The organism is Ramlibacter sp. WS9 (genome assembly GCF_003797765.1).
In the GTDB taxonomy this organism is placed as follows: Bacteria; Pseudomonadota; Gammaproteobacteria; order Burkholderiales; family Burkholderiaceae_C; genus Ramlibacter.
In genome coordinates this window covers 479,480-500,785 of sequence record NZ_RKMB01000001.1, presented here as the reverse complement: position 1 = coordinate 500,785, position 21,306 = coordinate 479,480, and the positions used below count along the sequence as shown (strand labels likewise).

Here is a 21,306-nt window from a genome sequence, read left to right as displayed (position 1 = left end):
TGTGGGTCAACTCGCAGTGCCCGTTCGGGCAGTCAGCGACGACCTTGTGCAACGGCCGGCTTCGGTTGACGCTTAGCCGGCGAGCGTCGGATAGTCCGTGTAGCCCTTGGCGCCGGGGGTGTAAAACGTGTCGGCCGCAGGAGCGTTCAACGGCGCGTCCAGGCGCATGCGCTCGACCAGATCAGGATTGGCGAGGAACGCCTTGCCCATGGCAACCAGGTCGGCGCGGCCTTCGCTCAGCGCTTGTTGTGCGCCTGCCTTGTCGAGGCCACCGGCAAGGATGAAGGGGCCGTCAAACGCAGCCTTCAGATCGGTCTTCAGCTTCGCCGGGACAGGCGGGGTGCCCATCGCCGAGTGGTCCAGCACGTGAACGTACATGAGGCCGAGGGTGGAGAGTTCCTTCACCAGCGCCACGTACTGATCGTCCACGCCTTCGAATGCGCCGGCGCCGTTGAACACACCATGGGGCGACAGGCGGATGCCGACGCGTTCCGCGCCGATCTCCTTCACCGCAGCACGGGCGACCTCGAGAATCAGCCGGTTGCGCCCCTGGGCCGTGCCGCCGTAGCCATCGGTGCGGCGGTTGATGTTCGCGTTGAGGAATTGCTCGAGCAGGTAGCCGTTGGCCGCGTGCAGCTCGATGCCGTCAAAGCCCGCTTGGATGGCGAGTCTCGCGGCCGTTGCGTATTCGCCGATCGCGGCCTGGATGTCGGCCTCGGTCATGGCGCGCGGCGGCGTGTGCGGCTGCATGCCTTGACTATCGGTCCACATCTCGCCGGGGCATGTGTCGGAGGACGGGCTCAGCACTTCGGCGCCGACGGGCAGGTTGGCTTGGTGGGCCACGCGGCCGGTGTGCATCAGCTGCACGACGATCTTGCCGCCCTTGGCATGCACCGCGTCCGTGACGAGCTTCCAGCCTTGCACGTGGGCGTCATTGAACAGGCCCGGGATGCGGGCGTAGCCCAAGCCGTTGGGCGACGGAGACGTTCCCTCGGTGATGATGAGGCCGGCACTCGCACGCTGGCCGTAGTAGGTGGCCATGAGGGCGTTGGGCGTGTTGTTGTCGACCGCGCGGCTGCGCGTGAGCGGCGACATCACGGCGCGGTTGCTGAGCTGGGTGGAACGCAGGGAGAAAGACTCGAAAAGCATGGGCTGTCCTTGGGAAATGGAATGGAGAAAGAGGAATGCAGTGCCGGCAGGGTCAACCGGCTGACTCAGGCGATCGCGTAGCGGGGAGCTGGCTTTCCAGCCTGGGTGTTCGCAAACAGATTGGCGCGAGCTACCTCGTACTTTTCCCACAGGCTTGCATCGGCAACTGACGGCCACGTGATCGTTTCGCCTTGGTCGAAGCCCGCGAGCGCCGCGTCGACCATGTTCTCGGTCGTCATCAAGGACTCCTTGTTGAGGGCCGCCAGCGGGACGCCCGACAAATCCCAGATTTCGGTAGCCGTCGATGCCGGAAGGACCAGCTGAACCTTCACCCCGGTCTCGGCGAGTTCTTGCTGCAGGCCGGTCGTGTATTGCAAGACGAAGGCCTTGGTGCCGCTGTAGGTAGCGCTGATTGGCAGCGACTGGATGGCCAAGGCGGACGAGATGTTGATGATCAATCCCTGGTTCCTCGCGACGAACGCGGGCACCACGGCTTGCGTCAGGCGCGTCAGCGCCGTGATGTTGAGGGCAATCTGGGAGGCCACGTCGTTGGCAGGCATCTGGGCGGCTGGCGCCAGGCGCGCAAGACCGGCGTTGTTCACCAGGACGCGCACGTCGCCATTCGTGGACAGAATCGTCTCGATCCGCGCCAGGTCCTGGTCTTGGGTCAGGTCGGCCATGATCGGTTCGGCTTTGACACGGTGCGTCTTTGAGACCTGGGCGCAGAGGGCCTCCAGGCGATCAGCGCGCCGGGCGACGAGGATGAGGTCGTATCCGCGCGCAGCGAGGCGGTCCGCATACACGGCTCCGATGCCGGACGAAGCCCCTGTGACAAGGGCGACTTTCTTGGGGCTGGGGCTATTCATTGGCAGGTTTCCCGATAAAATTGAGTGCTCAACTAAAAAGGTTGAGGGCTCAAATGTACGGCTGATGGCCTGCGAGCCGTTGAAGGTGACAGTACTCAACCATTTACAGCGTATGGGAATTACCAAGAATCTTGCCGATGCGGAGTCCAGTCTGGACAGTCCTACGTTTGACCCGGGCACGTTGGGCGAACGGGTCTGTACGAACACAGCATTGCGCCTCGCGGCCCGCAGACTTGGCCAGCTGTACGACGAAGCGCTGGCGCCGGTGAACCTCAAGTCCACGCAGGTCGGCCTCATGGTGAAAATTCATAGCCTGATGGGCGCCGATCAGCAAGGGCCGACGCTGCAGGATCTGGCAACCCGCCTCGCTATCCAGCTTTCGGCCCTGACCCATGCGCTAAGGCCGCTGGTGCGCGATGGAATCGTCGAGTTGCGCCAGGACGCCCAGGACCGGCGAACCAAACGTGGCGTTCTCACCCCGCTGGGCAAGGCCCGGCTTTCAGAAGCCATGGTGCTCTGGGCCGCGGCAAACGACCGAGTGGAAGCCGTTCTGGGCCCAGCCTCGGCTGCGAGCTTGAGGGCCCTGGCCGACCAGGTGGCTTCCGACGCGTTTTTGGCCGCGTACAAGTCGGAGATCGACCACCTCCCTGGAAGTTGACATTGCTCGCTACGCCGGGCCTGGCTTGAAGGGGTAAACGCAAACCCTCTCAGATCTGGTCATTCAGATGGCACGCCGAGCGGTGCCCAGGCGCCACGAACTTCACCTGTGGCGCTTCGATCGTGCAGCGCTCGAAGGCGTGCGGACACCTTGGATGGAAGTGACATCCCGTCGGCGGATTCAACGGGCTCGGCAACTCGCCTTTCAACGCCGGGAAGTCGCGCTGTTGCGTGTCGATACGCGGCATTTCCTCGAGCAGCGCCTGCGTGTAGGGATGGTTGGGCCGCGAAAACACTTCGGCCGCCGGCGCCTCTTCAACGATACGCCCGAGGTACATGATGGCCACGCGGTCGGACAGGTGCCGCACCACGCCCAGATCGTGGCTGATGAACAGGTAAGTGAGGGCCAATTGCTCGCGCAGGTCGAGGAACAGGTTCAGGATCTGCGCCTGGATCGACACGTCGAGCGCGGCCACCGCTTCGTCGCACACGAGGAAATCGGGGTTCACGGCCAGCGCGCGGGCGATGCCGATGCGTTGCCGCTGGCCACCCGAGAACTGGTGCGCGTACCGCCCCTTCAACGCTGGATCGAGGCCCGCGCGACGCAGTTGCTCGTCGACGTAGGCGTCGTGGTCGATTCCCTTTGTCAGGTTGTGCACCCGCGGCGCTTCACCGACGATTTCCGAGACGGGCATGCGGGGATTCAAGGAGGCAAACGGATTCTGGAACACCATCTGCAATTGCAGGCTGCCCTTGCGCCTTTCTTCGGCATCGAGCGATGCCACGTCGCGCCCGTTCCAGAAGACATCGCCATCGGAAACGGGCAACAGGCCGGCGACCATGCGCCCCAGCGTCGACTTGCCGCAGCCGGATTCACCGACGAGCCCCACGACCTCGCCCTTGTAGACCGACAGGTCCACCCGATCGACGGCCCGCACGACGGGCGGCGGCTTGCTCAAACCCATGCGCACCGCCAACCGGCCCAGCGCATCCGGCGTCGCGCCGAAGCGGCGCGACACCTGTTTGAGTTCGACGACGGGCACACGGGTCGTTTCGGTCGTCATGCTGCGGGCACCTCGACGGGATGGAAACACCGGTAGGCCTGGCGCCCCGCGGCTGCGAGATCGGGCATCTTCAGGCAGGCATCGTCAGCGCGCGCGCACCTTGTGCGGAAAGAGCAGCCTTCGGGCAGGTCGAGGATGCTGGGCGTGGTGCCGGGAATCTGGCGCAGCCGGGTGCCGATGGCATTGCGGCTCGGCACCGAATCGATCAGGCCGGCGGTGTAGGGATGGCGCGGCCGATCGACGACGTCGGCCACCGCCCCGTACTCGACGATCCTGCCGGCGTACATCACGGCCAGGTCATCGGCCAGGCGCGAGACGACCGAAAGATCGTGCGTGATCCAGATCAAGGCCATCTCCTGCTCACGCGCCAGCTTCTGGACTTCCGCAAGAATTTGCGCCTGGATCGTCACGTCGAGTGCCGTGGTAGGTTCGTCGGCGATCAGGAGCTCAGGCTTGTGCAACAAGGCGATCGCAATCGCCACCCGTTGCCGCATCCCGCCCGACAGCTGGTGCGGGTAGGCCGACATCCGTTCCTGCGGACTGGGAATGCCCATTGTGCCCAGCACGCCGCAAGCGCGATTCCAGGCATCGGTGGTCGAAATCCGCTCGTGTGCCTTGAGCGCCTCGACCATCTGGGTGTCGACACGCAGGACGGGATTGAGCGTCATCATCGGATCCTGGAAGATCATGGCGATGTGCCGGCCGCGCAGGCGCCGCATCGCTTCGCGGTCGAGCACTGCGAGGTCCTGTCCCTTGTAGAGGATTTGTCCCTCGACGATGCGCCCCGGCGGCTCGAGCAAGCCCATGATCGAGAAACCTGTGATCGACTTGCCGGACCCGGACTCCCCCACGAGCCCCAGCACCTTGCCCTTCTTCACGCTGAACGAGATGCCGTCGACCGACTTGATCTCGCCCTGCCGGCTCGGGAACCAGGTGCGCAGGCCCCGCACCTCGAGCACCGTCTCTTCGGCCGCGCTCATGAGTGGGCCCGCGGATTGAGCACGTCGCGCAGCTGGTCGCCGACCAGGTTGATCGACACGATTGCGATCAAGAGCGCGATGCCCGGGTAAAAACTGATCCAGAACTTGCCGGAGAGCATGTACTGGTAGCCGTTGGCGATCAGCAACCCCAGGCTGGGTTCGGTCACCGGAACACCGAGGCCGAGGAACGACAGCGTGGCTTCGAGCGCGATGGCGCGCGCCACCTGCACGGTGGCGATCACGATCAGCGGCGGCAGGCAATTGGGCAGCAAGTGCCTGAAGATCACGCGCCGGCTCGAAAGTGCGAGGCACTCGGCCGCCTCGATGTATTCCTTGCGACGCTCCACCAAAGCCGTGGCCCGCGCGGTCCGCGCGTAGGTCGCCCATTCGACGATGATCAGCGCGATGACGACGTTCACCACCCCCTTGCCGAGGAACGCGAGGATCATCAGCGCGACGAGGATCGACGGGAACGAGAGCTGCAGGTCGACCAGGCGCATGATCGCGCTTTCGATCCGGCCGCCGGCATAGGCCGCGATCAAGCCGAGCGATGCGCCGATCATCGCGGCGACGAGGGCCGAAGCCACCCCCACGCTCAGCGAGATGCGCAAGCCATACATGATTCCCGACAGCATGTCGCGGCCCTGGTCGTCGGTGCCGAGCACAAAGAGTTGGCCCGACAACGAATGCGAGCCCGGCGGCAGGCGGCCGTCCATGATGTCGATCTGATTGAGGTCGTACGGATTCTGCGGCGCGAGCACCGGCGCGAACAGGGCGATCGCCACGATCAGCACCAGCAGCACCAGTCCGGCCATGGCCATGCGAGAAGTTGCGAATTCGCGGACGATGCGCCGCAAGGGCGTCTCGATGTCCGGGCGGATCGCGAGTGCGGAGGTTGAGGACGCCATGGTTTTTCCGTCTTTTTTCAGTTGCCGGCGTCGATCCGCACGCGCGGATCGAGCAATGTGTACAGGAAATCGACCACGAGATTGATCGTGACGAACAGCAGCACGACGATCATGAGGTAGGCGACCACCATCGGCCGATCGAGGTGGTTGATGCTTTCGATGATGAGCTTGCCCATGCCCGGCCACGCGAAGATGCTTTCCGTCACCACCGAAAACGCGATCACCGAGCCGAATTCGAGCCCGATCACGGTCACCACCGGGATCAGCAGGTTCTTGAGCACGTGCACACCGATGACCCGCGTCTCGGTCAGCCCCTTGGCGCGCGCGAACTTGATGAACTCCTGCGGCATCACTTCGCGCACGCCGGCTCGCACGAGGCGCATCACCAGCGAGATCTTGAACAGCGCGAGATTCAATGCGGGCAGCAAGAGGTGCTTCAAACCGTCCTCGGTGAAGAACGACCACTGGATGCCGAACAGCTCGCGCGTTTCACCGCGGCCGCTGGCCGGCAGCACGCCGAATTGCACCGCGAACACCATGATCAGCAGCAGGCCCACCCAGAACGAGGGCAAGGAAAAGCCCAGGATCGATCCCGCCATGAGCGTCTTGGAAACCGGTGAATCGGGTCGCAGGCCCGCGTAAAGGCCGCACGGAATGCCGATCAGGATCGCCAGCACCATGGCACTGATGGCGAGCTCGAGCGTGGCCGGCATGCGCTGCAGGATCACCTGGAGCGCGGGCTCGCCGAACACGAAGCTCTTGCCCATGTCGCCGCGCAATGCGCCGCCGATGAACGTGAAGTATTGCCGCCACAGGGGCTGGTCGAGGCCCAGCGAGGCGATGACCCGCGTGCGCTCGGCCTGGTCGGCGTCGGGCGCCACGAGGATCGCCACCGGATCGCCGATCACGTTGATCGCGGCGAACACGATCACCGTCATCGCGATCACGACGAGCAACGCCTGAAGCATCCGGCGAAACAGCCAGCCGGTCATGGCTTCGCTGCCTTCGGCGGCTCTGCCGGTACGGACACCGCGAGACCATCGCGCTGCGGATCCGCGCCGCCGCGGCACGTGTCGTTGTCGATCGCGATGCCGTGCAGCGCCGCGAACGCATAACTCTGCGACGACCGCTTGACGTCGTAGCCCAGTGCCTGCAGTTCATCGGTCACGCGGATCGCGATTCGGTTCGACACGTCGATCGAATCCGACACGGCCACGACTCGCGGCGCGGCCACCGCATCGCTCATCGACATGTCGAAGTCGATCACGTTCATGATCCCCTGCGCGATCGCCGGAGCGATGTAGCTGCCGCCGGGCGCGCCGATCACGATGCGCGGCGTCTCGCCTTCGAAGACGATGGTGGGCGCGGCGGAGCTCGCGCGTCGCTTGCCGGGCGCGAGCGAGGCCGCGCGGCCCGGCCGCGGATCGAAGCGGCTCATGGTTCCGTTGTGCATGAACCCCAGGCCGTCGGGAATCGCTCCCGACGGGCTGCCGAGGGTGTGCGTCATCGACACTGCATTGCCATGCCTGTCGACCACCGAAACCTGTGTCGTGTCGCGGCTCGAAGGCTGGCCCAGCCGCTTGACCACCGCGCGCTCGCCGCGGCGCATGCGCGCCGCGAGTCCTTCTGCGTAGGCCTTCGATGTGAGCCGCTCGACCGGCACGTCGACGTAGGCCGGATCTCCCATGTGCTGGTCCTTGTCGATCGTCATGTACTTCATGGCTTCGGCGAGCAGCCGCACATGGTCCGTGCCGCTGTGCTTCAGCGCGCCAACGTCGAAGTTCTCCATGATGTGCAGCACTTGCAGCATCGACATCCCGCTCGCCGGTGGCCCACTGGTGGCGATGCGGCGTCCGCGGTACGAGCCCCACAACGGCGGCGCCACCGAGAGTTCGTAGGTGTCGAGGTCCTCGTGGCCGATCAAGCCGCCGTTCGCCGCCATGTCGGCCGCGATGACACGCGCGATGTCACCCCGGTAGAAGATGTCGGAGCCGCCGGATTGGGCAATGCGTTCCAGCGTGTCGGCGAGTTCGCCATTGACGACCATGTCGCCCGGCTGCTTCACCGTGCCGTCCTGGCGAAAGAACAGCTTCCTGCCCGTCGCGCTGTAGCGCAGCTTGTCCGCCGTGTTGATCTGGCCCGAGCCGGCTTGGTCTTGCGACCAGAACCAGTGCACGTGCGGGCGGACCATGAACCCGCGCCGTGCCTGTGCCACTGCCGGGGCGATGGCGTCCTTCCAGGCGATGGTTCCGTAGCGCGAGAGCGCGTACTCGTAGCCTTTGAGGCTGCCCGGCGTGCACACCGCCAGGTGGCCGATTTCATTGATGTGGTTTTCGACGAGGAAGGCGAAGCCGTCGCGCGTCTGGCCCTGCACCTTGTGTTCCCACATCTCGGGCGTTACCGCGAGCGGCGCCTTCGCATAGAACTCGACGATCTCGTGCACGCCCTTGCCCGGCATGTACACCTGCATCGAGCCGAAGCCGCCGATGCCCGACATCATCGGATCGACGACGCCCTGCATGAACGCGCAGGCGATGGCCGCGTCGATCGCGTTGCCGCCGCGCTCCAGGACGGCGGCGCCCGCCTCCGCCGCTTCGGGCTGCGGCGCGACGACCATCCCGTTTCTCATCGCTGGCCCCGCCGCATCGTGAGCACCGAGGCGAGGAAGTCCTGCACCGGCGCGAGCGTCTTCATCCGGTCATGGCTCACGCCGGGCAGCAAATCGAAGCGCACGTTGACTCCCGCGCGCTCGAACGATGCCTTGAGCGTCGCGAGGCGTTCGGGGCGCGTGGCGCCGGCATCGTTGGCCCCCGGCAACCAGTGTTCGCCGCCTTCCTTGTGCGTGATCTCCCACGTCTCGAGATCGGCGTCGCCGACGATCATCTGCACCGGCACCTTCGCCAGCGCGGCTGCGTCGAACGTGATGCCGAACCTCGCCGAGAGATCGCGGATGCCGACCCACCAGTCCTTGTCGGCGTCGAGCAGCGTGACCGACCCGGGTGCGCCGATCGACGCCGCCCAGAGCTTGTCCGGATGCAGGATCGCAAAACGATGCGCGAAATGACCGCCGCCGGAGTAGCCGAAGATGGCGAAACGCGACCAGTCCTGCCTGTACTTGGCGGCCAGTTCGTCGACCATGCCGAGCACGATCTCGTCATAGCGCACGTCTCGCTCGGCCATGTACTTGTAGCCGTTGCGCTTGCCGTCGCCGAACACGCCGATCGGGAAGATCGGACAGAGGATCGCGCAGTTGTTCCACCGGCCGAAGTCGGCAAAGCCGTCGCGGAAGTCCATGAACGAAGTGCGGCCCGAACCGTGCATGGCCACGAGCAGCTCGACTGGAACGCCCTCGTCCACCTGAGGCGGCACGTAGAGGCAGTAGTGAAAGCGCGGGTCGACGCGCGATGCGAAGATGGCCGTCGGGCCCAGATCGTAGGTCGCCCGGCCGCGGTCCGAAGTTGCCGTGTTCATCCTTCAGGTCTTCTTCACGCTCATCGCCAGGGTGTACTGGTCCGCACGCGCCACGTAGCCCAGTTCCTTGCGCGCAGCCCACAGGCCCTTTTCGAAATGCAGCGGCAGGAGGGCGCGATCGGTGAACACGATTTCGCTCGCATCCGCCAGCAGTTGTCCGCGCTTGGCGTTGTCGATCGTCCGCGTGGCTTCCATCACCTTCGCGTCCAGTTGCGGGTTCGAGTAGCGGCCCATGTTGCTGGCGCCGGTGCCGCCTTCCTTGTTGAAGGTTGTCACGAGGGCCACGAGCGGGTTGGAGGTCTCGCCTGTGTTGACGCCCCACGAACCCAGGCAGAAGCTGAATTCCGCGTTCGCGCTTTTCCCTGCGTAGACCGACCACGGCATGACTTCCACCGTGGTGGCAATGCCCACGCGGGTGAGCATCTGCGCGACGGCCTGCACGATCTTGGCATCGTTGACGTAGCGGTTGTTCGGGCCGTGGATCGTCAGCTTGAAACCGTTGGGGAAGCCCGCTTCGGCAAGCAGCGCCCGCGCCTTGTTGGGGTCGTACAAGGCGGGTTCGATCTTGGGCGAAGTACCGAATGATCCCTTGGGCAAGAACTGCGCCGCCAGCACCGCATTGCCCTCCATCACGCGGTCGACGATGGCGCGCCGGCTGATCGCCAGATCGATGGCCTGGCGTACGCGAGGGTCCTTGAACGGGTTCTTCGGCAGCGGCTTTCCGTTCAGGTCGAACGCAAACGGCGTCACGTCCCGGCTCTGGTCGAAGGCCAGGTAGACCACCCGGCTCGAGATGCCGGTGATCAGGTGGAAGCGCTTGTCGCCCTTGATGCGCTCCAGCGCTTCATACGGGACCTCGTCGATCAGGTCGAGCTCGCCGGACAGGAGGTTCGCGACGCGGGCGCCCGCATCGGTGACGATGCGAAGTTGCACTTCGGGCCACGGGCTCTTCTCGCCCCAGTACGATTCATTGCGCACCAGCAGGACGTGGCTGCCCGGCACGTATTCCTTGAGGACATACGGCCCGGTACCGATCGCGGCCCGGCCTGCGTTGAATTCCGCGCTGGGCGTGTCCTTGTGTTTCGCGCTGATGATGCGGATGCGGCTCAGCGAGTTGGGAAGCAGCGGGTCCGGCGCCGTGGTTTCGAAAATCAGTTTGTTGCCCGACGCGGTGATGCTCTTGACCGAGCGCGTGTAAGTGCGGAACGACGCGACGCTCGGGATCGTCCCCGCGCGATTGATCGATACCTTCACGTCCTCGGCGCTGAACGGCGTGCCGTCGGAGAACTTGATGCCGGGTCGCATCGTGAATTCCCAATGGGTCTCGTCGATGGTTTTCCACGAAGACGCGAGTCCCGGTTTGGAACGCGACGCTTCGTCGTTGACCACGAGCGAATCGAAGATGTGCGTCGCCAATGCGTTGTTGGGCGCATTGCTTTGCAGGTGAGGATCGATCGTCGTATTGGGCGCGGCCAAGCCGATGCGCAGGCGCTTGACGGGCTGCGCCCAAGCGACGGTTGCCGCGCCAGGCAGCAGCGCCATGCCCGCAGCCATCTTCATCCAATCACGCCGGAGATATGCATTTTCCAATTTGAAAGCTCCATCAAGTGCACGTAAGCATCGGCGAAAATTTCGGCCGCGTCAACTCAGTCGAACTGTCGGTTCGATAGACAAAACAAAACAGTCATTCAGGGTTAAGATTTGCCTATGGAATCACCAAATTACGCCGCTGAGCAGGCCAAATACACCGTCGAATCGGTCGACGCCGCTGTGACCTTGCTTCAGATCGTGGCCAACGAACCGGACCTCGGTTTGTCCGAAATCGCGCGGCGCGCCGGGTTGGGGAAGGCTCGTGTGTTCCGCCTCATCAAGACGCTCGAAGGCCGGGGGCTGATCACCTGCGGGGAGCCCGGGCGAACCTACCGGCTCGGCTACATGATGTTGACGCTGGGCGGTGCCGCGACCGTGCAGATCAACCTCGTGGCGATGGCGACACCGGTTCTGGCGGAGCTCGGCGAGAAGGTCCACGAAACCACGCAGGTGCGCGTGCTCGACGGGCTTCAGTCGGTTTGCGTCGCCATCTGGGAGCCCAACAGGACCATCAAGGTCAGCGCACGCCTGGGGCGCCGGCGCCCGCTGTACACGGGTTCGAGCAAGATCCTGCTCGCATTCAGCGATCCGCAGCTGCGCGAAACGATCATCACCGGGCCGCTCGATGCCTTGAAGAAGAACAAGCCCACATCGGCCGACGATTTGCGCGCGAGGCTGGCGCGCATTCGCACCGATGGCTACGACGTCAGCCGCGGTGAGGTGAGCGACGACCTGATTTCAGTGTCGGCCCCCGTGTTCGGGCCCGGCGGCAAGCTCCATGCGGCGATCAACATGTCGGCGCCCGAGAATCGGGTCCCCGAGGCGATGGTCGAACAGTCGATCGTCGCCGTCACCGATGCAGCCAAAAAATTGTCGACGAAGCTTGGATACCGCGGCGACTGGCCCCCGCCGTGACCGGAGCAAGAGTCGCGCAAAAGTCGCGCAGCTAGGGCCTAGCGTCGATCTTCTCGGTCTTACCTGGCTGGCTGCGCCAGCAATTTGGCAAGTAAGGCTTCCACTTTGCCGGGATCGGCGGGCTTGGTCAGATGGCCATCGAAGCCGGCGGCGACCGCCTGCTCCTTGTCCTTGTCCTGGCCCCAACCGGTCAACGCGATCAGAACCGGTTGCTTTTTCAAGCTGGCGCGCCTGATACGGCGACACAGTTCATAACCGTCGAAATCGGGCAGGCCAATGTCCAGCAGGGCCGCATCGGGGAGGAGCAGCTCGGCCTTGCACAGGGCCTGCTCACCATCGTACGCGACGGTGCAGTCGAAGCCGCTCATAACGAGCATTTGGCTCAGCATCTCGGCCGCGTCGGCGTTGTCATCCACCACCAGGACGCGCACGCCCGCCCCCTCCAGCGCTGCAATCGGTTCTTGCGAATGCGAGAGCAACGCGGCGTCGGCAATGGGGAGCTCGATGCGAAAGACGCTGCCGTGGCCGAGCCCCTCGCTTGCAGCCCGGATGGTGCCACCGTGGAGCTCTACCAGCTTTCTCGTCAGTGCCAGGCCAACGCCCAGCCCGCTATTGCCGTTCCATCCGCTGGGCTGCTCCTGCACGAACGGCTCGAAGATTCTCTCCAGGCTGGCGGGGATGAGCCCGATGCCGCTGTCCGACACTTCTACGACGGCCAGCGGCCCCTCTTGCAGAACCCGCAGGATGATGCGGCCACCGCGCGGCGTGAACTTCAACGCGTTGTCCAGCAGGTTGAGGATGCACTGCGCCAGCCGGGTGGCATCGCCGCGCACGACCGGCGGTGGCCGTCCGATGCGCGGCTCCAAAGTCAGGCCGGCCGCTTGCAGTGCCGACGTGAGCGAACCGGCCGCGCCCATAGCGACATCGCCCAGATCCAGCGTCTCTTGGCGCAGCTGTACATTGCCTCTGGTGATACGCGACACATCCAGCAGGTCGTCGACCAATCGACTCAAATGCAACACCTGGCGCTGGACCACGCCACGGGCGCGCTGTATCGCGGAGTCGGCCGGTTCGCGCAGACGGATGACTTCGGCTGCGGTGCAAATGGCCGAGAGAGGGTTGCGCAGCTCGTGCGCCAGCATGGCCAGGAATTCGTCCTTTCTCCGGTCGGCCTCGCGCAGCTGCTCGTTCAGCGCATGAAGGGCGACCTCGGCACGTTTCAAGCTCGTGATGTCGTGCGAAATGTGACCGGTGCCGTAAACCTGCCCCTGCGCGTCGATCAAGGGGAAGCTGGTGTCAAAGTAGATGTAAGTACCGGTGGGCAGCTGCCTGGTCTTCTCCTCCTGCGTTGCGCGCCTGGACCGCATGACCTCGACATCGCGCTGCCTCAGAACGTCGGCCGCCTCCTCGGGCATCACGTCGTAGGCGGTCAGGCCGCGCAGCTGGTCCCTGGACATGCCCACCACTTTCTCGACCGCGCTGTTCACGTCCAGGTAGCGGCCTTCGCTGTCCTTGTACGCAATTTCGGTAGGAAAGTGTTCCATCGTGCTTTGCAGCAGCTGCTGGTTGTCCCGAAGCACCTGTTCGGCGCGCTTGCGCTCAGTGATATCGGCCACGGTTCCAACCATGCTGGTGGCCCGGCGCCTGCCCTGGGCGTCTTCCTCGAAAACCGCCAGCCCGTGCGCCTCGACCCAACGCATTTCGCCGTCGAGACGGTTGACGCGATATTCGATTGCATAAGGCTTGGGGTCTTCCGGATCCAGCGCGGCCGCCACCGCGGCCCAAAGCGCCGGAGCATCTTCCGGATGCAGGCGTTCGCTGATCTGCTCGTGCGTCAGTTCATTGGCGTCAACGCCATAGATTTCGCTGAAGCGTTTGTCACAGCGGCTCGACCCGGTCAATGCGTCGTAATGCCACGACCCCATGCGCGCCGCGTCCAGGGCCAGCTGCCGCTGTTGGGCCAGCATGTCCAGGTTTCCGTACAGCAACGCGTTCTCCAGCGAGACTGCAAGCTGTCCAGCGATGAGCATCACTGCCTCCAGCCGGTCGGCCAGGAAAGCGCTGCGGCTGAGCTGGTTTTCCAGCAGCAGTATGGCGCGCAAAACGCCCTGGTTCAGGATGGGCACGATCAGCAGGGAGCAGCAGCTCAGCTTCTCCACATAGGGGTCGCGCGCGAAGCGGTCGTCGCGCCTCGCGTCATCCACCGCCAGTGGCTCGCGGGTGCGCTCAGCGTAGCGGAAGGCCGAAAGCGGCAACAGCCCGCGGCGGCCTGCTTCCTCGACGCGGATCAAAGTGTGATCGTGTGGGTCGGACACCAACCAGCCCTTGGCGTCTTCGCTCCAGTGGACGAACTGCACCGCCGTGGCGCCTGTCAGCGTGCGCAGCAACTCGACCACCCTGGCCTTGAGCTGTGCCAGGCTGGTTTCGGAGCTGAGGGCTTGCGAAGCGCGCAGCAACGCCAGCGCGTCAATGGAATCGGCGGAATAGGTGCGGCTGTCTGGATCAGGCCCGCTCTTGGTCGGGTGTTTTCCCTGCAAGAATGCATGAGTTTGCTCAAGCTGCCGAACCTTCGCACTGGCTCCCCAGGCGCTGTACTGGCTACACGCTCTCCCCAGAAGTTGCGTGGCGGCGTGTTCCTGCCCTTGGGCCATGTGGAACAATCCCGCGCGTTCGCTGATCAGCGCCGCATGCCACGGCCGCCGGCTCGCCTCGCTCTCGCGCACTGCGGCGTCGAAGGCGCAAGCGGCACTCCATGGATCGCCAACGCTCCAGGCGCGCTCTGCCTCGACCAGCTTGAGGAGGTGCAGGAAATTGGTGGGGCAATCGGCCGCTCGCAGAGCCAGCCAACGATGGCAATGCTCCAGTTCGCCAAGCAGTTCACTTCGCTCACCGGGCCCGGCCGCCTTGACCCGTTCAGCCAAGGCCATTGCCCGCAAGAAATGCGCCAGCGCAACCGCGTACATGCTGTGCTGATAGGGCAGTACCTGCAAGCCCGCGGCCACGTGCTGCGTGAGTCCCGGCATGTCCGAAAACAGGACACACCCGAGCGCGTTGAAAATGTGAAAGTTGGAGGCCGCGGCGGGTCCGGCGCCCATGCATTTGAGACGCGTGGCTTCGTCGAAACAGACGTCAGTAAAGTGACCGGTTGGCGGCATCTCGGCGCGCAAGGCATTCACCAATTGCCGGTGAGGAAGAATCACCGCGTTGGCGTGATCGTTGCCTGTGCGCGCCGCAAAGCCCAGTCCGGACTCGATCTCGCTGTCAACTTCTTCGAGAGTCGGCGCGCAATCAAAAAGCACCTTGACCGCTGTGTAATGGGTCAAGCAAGCCAGTTGGAGATCGCCTGCCCGCAACAGCCCCTCCCTGGATTCTCGTAAAAGTGGAACGGTGTTTTCGAGTGGCTCGAACCAGTGGGCGCAATACGTCGCAAATCGGAACAAGGCCATGGATGTTGCCGCCTCATAACCACGCGCTCGGCCCACGGCCAGCACGCGGCGTACGGCGTTGTAGCCGGCCCGGTAGTCCTGCCGCAATGAGATGGAGACGAAGGGCGTGCAACCCATCAGGCCCATCGCCGCCGCGGAAGGGCCGGTCTCCGTCCACAGCCGCTGACTTTCCATCGTCAGCCAAGCCAGCACCATCTGATCGCAAAACACCGCCGGCGACACCAGGCGTGCGATGAGTTTCGCCGTGAGAATCACCCGGCGATCGTGGGTTTCAATCTTCTTCAGGTCCTCTTCCAGGGTGTCTTGTTCGACCCATCGGCAAAAGGCGTCCAGCCGGGCCGCTACGTTGGCACCCATGTCTTCAATCGGTACGTCCAGCCCCAGCTGGCGCAATAGCGTCAGGCCGAGATTCACCGCGTCTCGGGGACGTTTGCGGTTGGTCAAGCTGCTCACCTGCACGCAGGTAGGCTCAACCAGGTCCAGAGCATCACCGCCACGGCTCTCTATCGAGCGGTAGACCGCATCGGCTTCCTCGAGACGCCCCAGGCTGTACAGCGCGGCATGTTGCTCGATCTCCAGCACCGCACGCAACTCCCGGTCCGCTGCGTTATCCAGTCCATCGAGCAGCCTGATCGCCGCAGTCAAATAGCGCTCCACCGTCACGTAGTTGGTGAGGCGGCGTGTCTGGATAGCCTGTTCGTGCAAGAGGCGCGCCACAATGCGGCGTTCGTCTGGAGCATGAACCGCTGCGATGGCCGTGAGGTACTGTGCCGCCGCTTGCGCTCTGAAGGCGGGCCAGGGAGCGAGCCGCCGCGCGAAACTCAGGTGCATGGAAAGACGCTGGGCCGGCCGCAGAGCGTCATATGCAGCCTGCTGTACCCGGTCGTGCCGCAAGCGCAGGGGGCCGTCATCTCCCGCCTGCGATATCAAGAGCCCGTCTTCAAGCGGCGCTGCCAGTTGCTCGTCCAACATTGAGGCCGGCACACCCGTTGCTGTTCGAAGCAGGCTCAATGCCACTTCGCCGCCCAGACACGCCACGGCCTGGACCAGCGCAGCGCCTTCTGGGGGCAACCGGTCGATGCGCGCGCTCACCAGGTCAACCACGCTACCCTGCCCGATGTAGTTGCGTACCCTCGCCTCGTCCCATCGCCAACCCGTAGGCCCCGCCAGCAGCGCGCCCTCACGTCGCAGTGCGTTAAGCAGCTCTACTGTGTCGTAGGGGTTACCGCCGGTGTGAGGTTCTATGGCTTGCGCAAGCAGGGCGGCCTGAGCCATCGGCATTCTCAGCATCTCTGCCAACAGCACGCCCAGGTCGCTTTGCGGAAGGTTCGAAAGCCGCAGCAAGACGGGCGCATGTTCCAATCGGGCCCAACGCGGCAGCGCGGCCGAAAGAGGGTGAGTCGCCTCCACCTCGGCATCGCGAAAGGCGCAGACCAATAGCAGGCCCGGTATCTTCTCTGCATGCAGCACGGTGTCGATGAAGCGGATCGAAATGCCGTGCGCCCACTGCACGTCGTCGAGCACCATCACCAGCGGCCTGTCAGGAGAAACGAGCGCCCGCAGCAGATCCAGGATACTGAGCAGTGCCCGGGTTGCTGTCTGGACTGGGTCAACAGCAATGACTTCGGGCTGGGGCCCGAGCAACAGAGCGAACTCGGGCGAGCCGCCCGTGATCAATCCTGCGTTCGTTCCAAGAAACTCCAGAATGCGCTCGCGCTGCCTGGCCAGTTCCATCTGCGGTTCGGCCAGCAACAATTGCCCCAGCGCCCGCAAGGCCTGAATGGTGGCCGATGGAGCGTCGCTGCGGTACTGGTCGAACTTTCCGGACACGAACCAGCCGCGATGGGCCGCCACCATCGGCCGCAACTCGTTGATCAGCGATGTCTTTCCGACCCCCGGCCCTCCCGCCACGAAGACGACACTGCCGCTGTTTCCGATGGCCTCGTCCAGGGACCGGCGCAGCGCCGCGATCTCCCTTTCCCGGCCGACCAGGCGAGAGGGAGGCGACAGGCGCCACGCAAAGTCGCGTTCACCCAATGAAAGCGGCCCGTCGTTCCCCTGCGCGCGGGCTTGCATCGCCAGGGTCAAATCATGAGCCAATCCTTCCGCGCTCTGGTAACGGTGATCCGGCTCCTTTTCCAGCAGGCGCAGGATGATGTCGGACAGCGCCCGCGGCACCCGGGGCTCCAACTCGGCGGGCGGGGTCGGTAACTTCGCCAAGTGGTCGTGTATCAACTGCAGGGGGTCCGAGGCCTCGAATGGAGGACGGCCGCACGCGGCTTCGTAGAGCGTCGCGCCCAAGGCATACAAGTCGGACCGCTGGTCCACGTTGCGGCCCGTCCGCCCGGTCTGCTCGGGCGCCAGATAGGCCAGGGTGCCGGGAATCTCGCGATGGTGGATGAAACCGGGTTGCCCATCGGCCACTGTGGTGGCCAGCTCGAAATCGATCAATACCGGCCGCTGCTGCGGGCCGCACAGCAGGATATGGTTCGGGTTGATGTCTCGGTGCAATACGCCGCGCTCGTGCATCGCGGCGATGACCTGCGCCAACTGCAGCGCTAATTGGAGCAGCAAAGGCAGGGCAGTCGGCTCGGCGTGAATCGCCTGCGCCAGCGTCGGGCCGCCGCAGTCCTGCATCGCAATGACGTCGGGCGGATGGGCCACGGCAACCAGTTGCGGCACGCCCGCGACGCCGGCCAAGCGCGCGAGCATGCGGCTCTCATGCCGCAGCCGCTCCATGGCGTTCGGCCCGAGTGGCGCCTTATGGACAATGCTCTCCCCCGAGGCCAAGGGCAGGCGCACGATCAGCGAGGTCAGGCTTTGATGAACGACCTCAGGGGTCAACTCAGCAGTCAATGCAAGTGCCTATCGATACCGCTGCACGTTATCCAGGCGTCAATGTCATCGTTCGGTCCTGGATTCACTAGGTTAATGAGTTTCACCCCTCTTGTCACGGCATGTCGCGGTGGAGTACCTGCAGGGCTGGCTCAAGCGTCATGCGCTGGCCAACTATTGCCCGGCCAATATCGCGATGAACATTCGATAGCGCAGATTCGGGAGCAAAAGTCCCCCAGCAAAGAAAAAGGCCCTAGGTCATTTCTGACCTAAGGCCTTGATTCATATGGTGCGGCTGGCAGGATTCGAACCCACGACCCCTTGGTTCGTAGCCAAGTACTCTATCCAACTGAGCTACAGCCGCTAAGCCGACGATTATATCAGCTGAATTGAAACCCTCTCAGCCCGCCGCCGGCGCCTTGGCCAACATCGACTCCAACACCGTCAGATATGTCTTGGCCTCACCGGCCACCGGGTGGTCCGGGAAGTGCGCCAACACCGCCCGCAGGATCTTCGCCGCCTTCTCGTGCTGGCGGCTTTGCTCGCTCAAGAGCTTGGCGCCCAGGTAGTAGATGGCGGGTGTGTCCTTGTGCTTGGGAAAGCGCTTGTCGAAGTTGCGCAGCAGGTTCGCGGTGAGCGCGGCGTCGTGCGCCTGCGTGGCAGCCGTGGCGGCGGGCAGGATGACGTCGCCGTCCTCGATGACATACGTCGGGTCGATGGCCTGCAGTGCCCGCAATGCCGCCAGCACGTCTTTGGCCTGGCCCGCGCGCGCAAGGCTCGTGAGCCACTGCTGCCCATGCGTCAGGATCACGGGCATGTCGCCCTGCTGCACGTACAGGCCATGCAGCCGCTTGTTCAGCGCCGGGTCGAGCTTGTCGTAGCGCATGAAGTCCTTGACCTCGGCGATGGCTTCCTTGATCTTGCCTTCAGCCAGCAGCGGCTGCAGCTTGCGCTCCAGCGGGTCTTTGGGCTCGGCCTGCATCACGGCGGCGCGGGCCGAGCCGACCTTCGCGATCGCTTCGGCACCGCCCGCCTTGCGGTGGTCTTCGAAGTCAACATCGACGTCGAGGTGCAGCTCCTGGTGGAACTGGTAGAGCGCGTAGCCCATGATCGAAAACAGCACGAGCCCCAGGTACGTGGCGACGGCCATTTCCAGCGGGAAACTCACGGCCGCCGGCCAGCCGGAACCGGCAGACAGCACCATCTGCCGCGTACCGGCGATCGCCAGGAAGAAGCCCCACAAAACGAAGTACGCGCTGCCCATCGTCTGCACGAGGTAGACGACGTTGAGCGGATTGAGCGCCTTGAAGAACTTGTCTTCGAGCGCAATGATGATCGCCGCCGCGGGCAGCAGCAGGCTGAGGACGAGCATCACCAGCCAGAACGACACAGGCTGCAGCCGCGTCCACAGCGGGTCACCCGGGGTCGGCGTGTTGCCCTGCAGGATTTCTGAGCGGCTGGGGCCGGCTTCGGGCGCCCGCTCCAGCATCGCTTCGGCTTCGGCGATCGCCGCGGCGGCGGACTCTGGCGCGTCCGAATCCTCATCGCCCGAGCCGGAATAGGCGGCGGGCTTGGGCGCCCGCGTCGGCGCGGCTTGCACATCGGCCAGGTGCTTCTTGTATGCCGCCATCGCCTCTTCGCGTTGGGCGATCTCCGCGGCGTGCTCTTTGTTGTAGCGCTCGATGATGACGTCTTGCGCGCGCGAGTCCTTGGCCAGCCGGGAATCGAGCATCACGTTGCCGAAGTTGATGCCGAACACGACGAAGAGCGTGATCACCAGCCCCAGCTTGGCGGGTCGCTTCTCCGGTCCCCACAGCGTGTGGTCGACCGATTCACCTTCGAAGCGCCCCTTGGCGAACAGCTCCAGGACGTTGAATGCATAGCGCAGGCCCAGGTAAACCAGGAACCCCTTGAAGATCAGGCCGAACGCGCCCAAGGCAATGCCGGCCAGCCCGCTGGCCGCAACGATGCAGACCATGAAGATGAGCGGGCTCATGCGGCTGAAGGGGAACAGGAAGAAGAACGGCAGCTTCTTCCAGAAGGGCGTGATGTTGCCTTGGTGGTACTTGACTTCGAGTTCGTCGTTCATGGGCTCCTCCGGCGGGCGCGCTTGCGTCGAGGCAGGGCGGTCCCGGTTACTTTAGGGCTACATCTTAGCCGCCATGGGCAAATCTCTAGTACAGGTGTTTGCTGGAAGCCACTATCAGGCAGGCATTCTCGATCGTTTACAAGATTGAGCGTTAAGTTCTACGCGGTCGCGCTACACTGTTGCGGTTTGTAAGCCCAGCGGGAACATATCCGGGGGCAGGGGCACAGCATGGAGGGAGTCGGTGGACGCAGAACAGCAACACAAAGGTCGGTGCATTTGGGCCGCAGTCGGCGCAGCACTCGCCCTAGCCACGCCCGGAGTGTGCGCCGCAGCCGACGTTTTCCTCTCGATGTCGGAGGATGGGACTCCTCGCTACGCGACCCAGGCACTCGATCCATCTTATCGAATCGCTTACCGCGAGCCACAACCGAACGCCGCGGCAACGGAGCCGACGCGCCGGCCAAGCTCTGGCTCTGATCCCCTGCACTCGATCATCGATCGCGTCTCGCTTCGCCATGGTGTATCTGCCGCATTGGTCCAAGCCGTCGCCCACGTCGAGTCCAGGCGCAACGCTCATGCAGTTTCACCCAAAGGTGCACGTGGCGTCATGCAGCTCATGCCCGCAACGGGCGAGCGCTATGGCTTGACGGGCGCCCATTCCTGGCGCGACCCGGAGCGCAACATCGACGCCGGTGTGCGTCATCTCAAGGACCTGCTGTCACAACATCAAGGCAACGTTGCGCTTGCGCTCGCCGCGTACAACGCGGGCGCGGGCGCCGTCTCCCGCCACCAGGCCCGCATCCCGCCCTACCGGGAAACCATGCTTTACGTGCCGGCCGTTCTGGCCAAGTCCGCATCCATCTCCGCTCCCTGAACTCCCATGAATCGCAGTACCTCGCCTTCGGCTCGCCGCCTTCGTTTGCCCGCCACGTTCCGCGGCTTCACCCTGCTCGAACTGCTCGTGGTCGTCGCGATCATCGGCCTGCTGGCCGCCTATGTCGGCCCCAAGTATTTCGGGCAGATCGGCAAATCGGAACAGGCGCTGGCCAAGGCGCAGATCGAAAGCTTCCACAAGGCGCTGGGCAGCTACCGGCTGGACGTGGGCAATTTCCCGACCACGGAAGACGGGCTCAACGCGCTGCTTAACAAGCCCGCATCGGCTGCCAAGTGGGCCGGGCCCTATTTGAGCAAGGCCGTGCCGCTCGACCCGTGGGGCAAGCCGTATGTGTACCGCGCGCCGGGCAGCAAGGGCGACTATGAATTGCTGTCCTACGGCAAGGACGGTCAGCCCGGCGGCAGTGGCGACGCCGCCGACATCGGCGAATAGACCTCGCGG

At 64.4% G+C, this 21,306-nt stretch carries 15 protein-coding genes and 1 tRNA gene; 4 read left to right on the top strand and 12 right to left on the bottom strand.

The features are described from left to right. Nucleotides 1-72: 72 nt before the first annotated feature. A complete protein-coding gene (locus EEB15_RS02320) occupies nt 73-1,149 on the bottom strand; it encodes an alkene reductase (protein ID WP_141507901.1) in 1,077 nt (358 codons plus the stop codon). Between the two features lie 65 nt (nt 1,150-1,214). Continuing rightward, the gene (locus tag EEB15_RS02315) at nt 1,215-2,015 is read right to left on the bottom strand and encodes an SDR family oxidoreductase (RefSeq protein WP_141508024.1); all 801 of its coding nucleotides are present in this window, start codon (nt 2,013-2,015) and stop codon (nt 1,215-1,217) included. 112 nt (nt 2,016-2,127) lie between these two features. Here EEB15_RS02315 and EEB15_RS02310 point away from each other — a divergent pair, with 112 nt between their 5' ends. Further along, nucleotides 2,128-2,673 carry a MarR family winged helix-turn-helix transcriptional regulator gene (locus tag EEB15_RS02310; protein WP_141508023.1) on the top strand — a complete coding sequence of 182 codons (546 nt, stop codon included), beginning with the start codon at nt 2,128-2,130 and terminating at the stop codon, nt 2,671-2,673. Between the two features lie 49 nt (nt 2,674-2,722). Here the strand turns inward: EEB15_RS02310 and EEB15_RS02305 are convergent, their stop codons facing one another. Genes EEB15_RS02305 through EEB15_RS02275 form a run of 7 tightly spaced genes read right to left on the bottom strand, consistent with a single transcriptional unit; the run spans nt 2,723 to nt 10,655 of the window. After that, a complete protein-coding gene (locus EEB15_RS02305; protein WP_141507900.1) occupies nt 2,723-3,736 on the bottom strand; it encodes an ABC transporter ATP-binding protein in 1,014 nt (337 codons plus the stop codon). Further along, nucleotides 3,733-4,716, bottom strand: coding sequence for an ABC transporter ATP-binding protein (locus EEB15_RS02300; RefSeq protein ID WP_141507899.1), 984 nt, complete (start codon nt 4,714-4,716; stop codon nt 3,733-3,735). The genes EEB15_RS02305 and EEB15_RS02300 overlap by 4 nt, the downstream gene beginning before the upstream one ends. Further along, entirely contained in the window at nt 4,713-5,624 is a 912-nt protein-coding gene (locus EEB15_RS02295; RefSeq protein WP_141507898.1) for an ABC transporter permease, read from the bottom strand. The genes EEB15_RS02300 and EEB15_RS02295 overlap by 4 nt, the downstream gene beginning before the upstream one ends. Before the next feature lie 17 nt (nt 5,625-5,641). After that, nucleotides 5,642-6,616 carry an ABC transporter permease gene (locus EEB15_RS02290; RefSeq protein ID WP_141507897.1) on the bottom strand — a complete coding sequence of 325 codons (975 nt, stop codon included), beginning with the start codon at nt 6,614-6,616 and terminating at the stop codon, nt 5,642-5,644. Continuing rightward, entirely contained in the window at nt 6,613-8,253 is a 1,641-nt protein-coding gene (gene ggt, locus EEB15_RS02285) for a gamma-glutamyltransferase (protein ID WP_141507896.1), read from the bottom strand. Before ggt ends, EEB15_RS02290 begins: the two co-directional genes overlap by 4 nt. Then, complete coding sequence (locus EEB15_RS02280; protein WP_141507895.1) at nt 8,250-9,095, bottom strand: alpha/beta hydrolase; 846 nt, start codon at nt 9,093-9,095, stop codon at nt 8,250-8,252. The genes ggt and EEB15_RS02280 overlap by 4 nt, the downstream gene beginning before the upstream one ends. A 3-nt stretch (nt 9,096-9,098) precedes the next feature. Continuing rightward, nucleotides 9,099-10,655, bottom strand: a complete 1,557-nt coding sequence (locus tag EEB15_RS02275; protein ID WP_141507894.1) for an ABC transporter substrate-binding protein — start codon at nt 10,653-10,655, stop codon at nt 9,099-9,101. A gap of 147 nt (nt 10,656-10,802) precedes the next feature. Between EEB15_RS02275 and EEB15_RS02270 the strand changes: the two genes are divergently transcribed. Further along, nucleotides 10,803-11,600, top strand: a complete 798-nt coding sequence (locus tag EEB15_RS02270; protein ID WP_141507893.1) for an IclR family transcriptional regulator — start codon at nt 10,803-10,805, stop codon at nt 11,598-11,600. Between the two features lie 59 nt (nt 11,601-11,659). On the opposite strand, the gene EEB15_RS02265 is transcribed toward EEB15_RS02270, so the two are convergent. The 3 genes from EEB15_RS02265 to EEB15_RS02255 all read right to left on the bottom strand — a co-directional run bounded on the left by EEB15_RS02265 (nt 11,660) and on the right by EEB15_RS02255 (nt 19,970). Further along, on the bottom strand, nt 11,660-17,890 hold the full coding sequence (locus EEB15_RS02265; RefSeq protein ID WP_233259309.1) for a PAS domain S-box protein: 6,231 nt from the start codon (nt 17,888-17,890) through the stop codon (nt 11,660-11,662). A gap of 278 nt (nt 17,891-18,168) precedes the next feature. Further along, nucleotides 18,169-18,245, bottom strand: a tRNA-Arg gene (locus tag EEB15_RS02260). Nucleotides 18,246-18,281: 36 nt separating this feature from the next. Continuing rightward, the gene (locus tag EEB15_RS02255; RefSeq protein ID WP_141507891.1) at nt 18,282-19,970 is read right to left on the bottom strand and encodes a tol-pal system YbgF family protein; all 1,689 of its coding nucleotides are present in this window, start codon (nt 19,968-19,970) and stop codon (nt 18,282-18,284) included. A gap of 349 nt (nt 19,971-20,319) precedes the next feature. Here EEB15_RS02255 and EEB15_RS33560 point away from each other — a divergent pair, with 349 nt between their 5' ends. Next, nucleotides 20,320-20,844, top strand: coding sequence for a lytic transglycosylase domain-containing protein (locus tag EEB15_RS33560; protein WP_233259329.1), 525 nt, complete (start codon nt 20,320-20,322; stop codon nt 20,842-20,844). A gap of 6 nt (nt 20,845-20,850) precedes the next feature. Next, nucleotides 20,851-21,297, top strand: a complete 447-nt coding sequence (gene gspG, locus EEB15_RS02245) for a type II secretion system major pseudopilin GspG (RefSeq protein ID WP_141507889.1) — start codon at nt 20,851-20,853, stop codon at nt 21,295-21,297. The last annotated feature ends 9 nt before the right edge of the window (nt 21,298-21,306 follow it).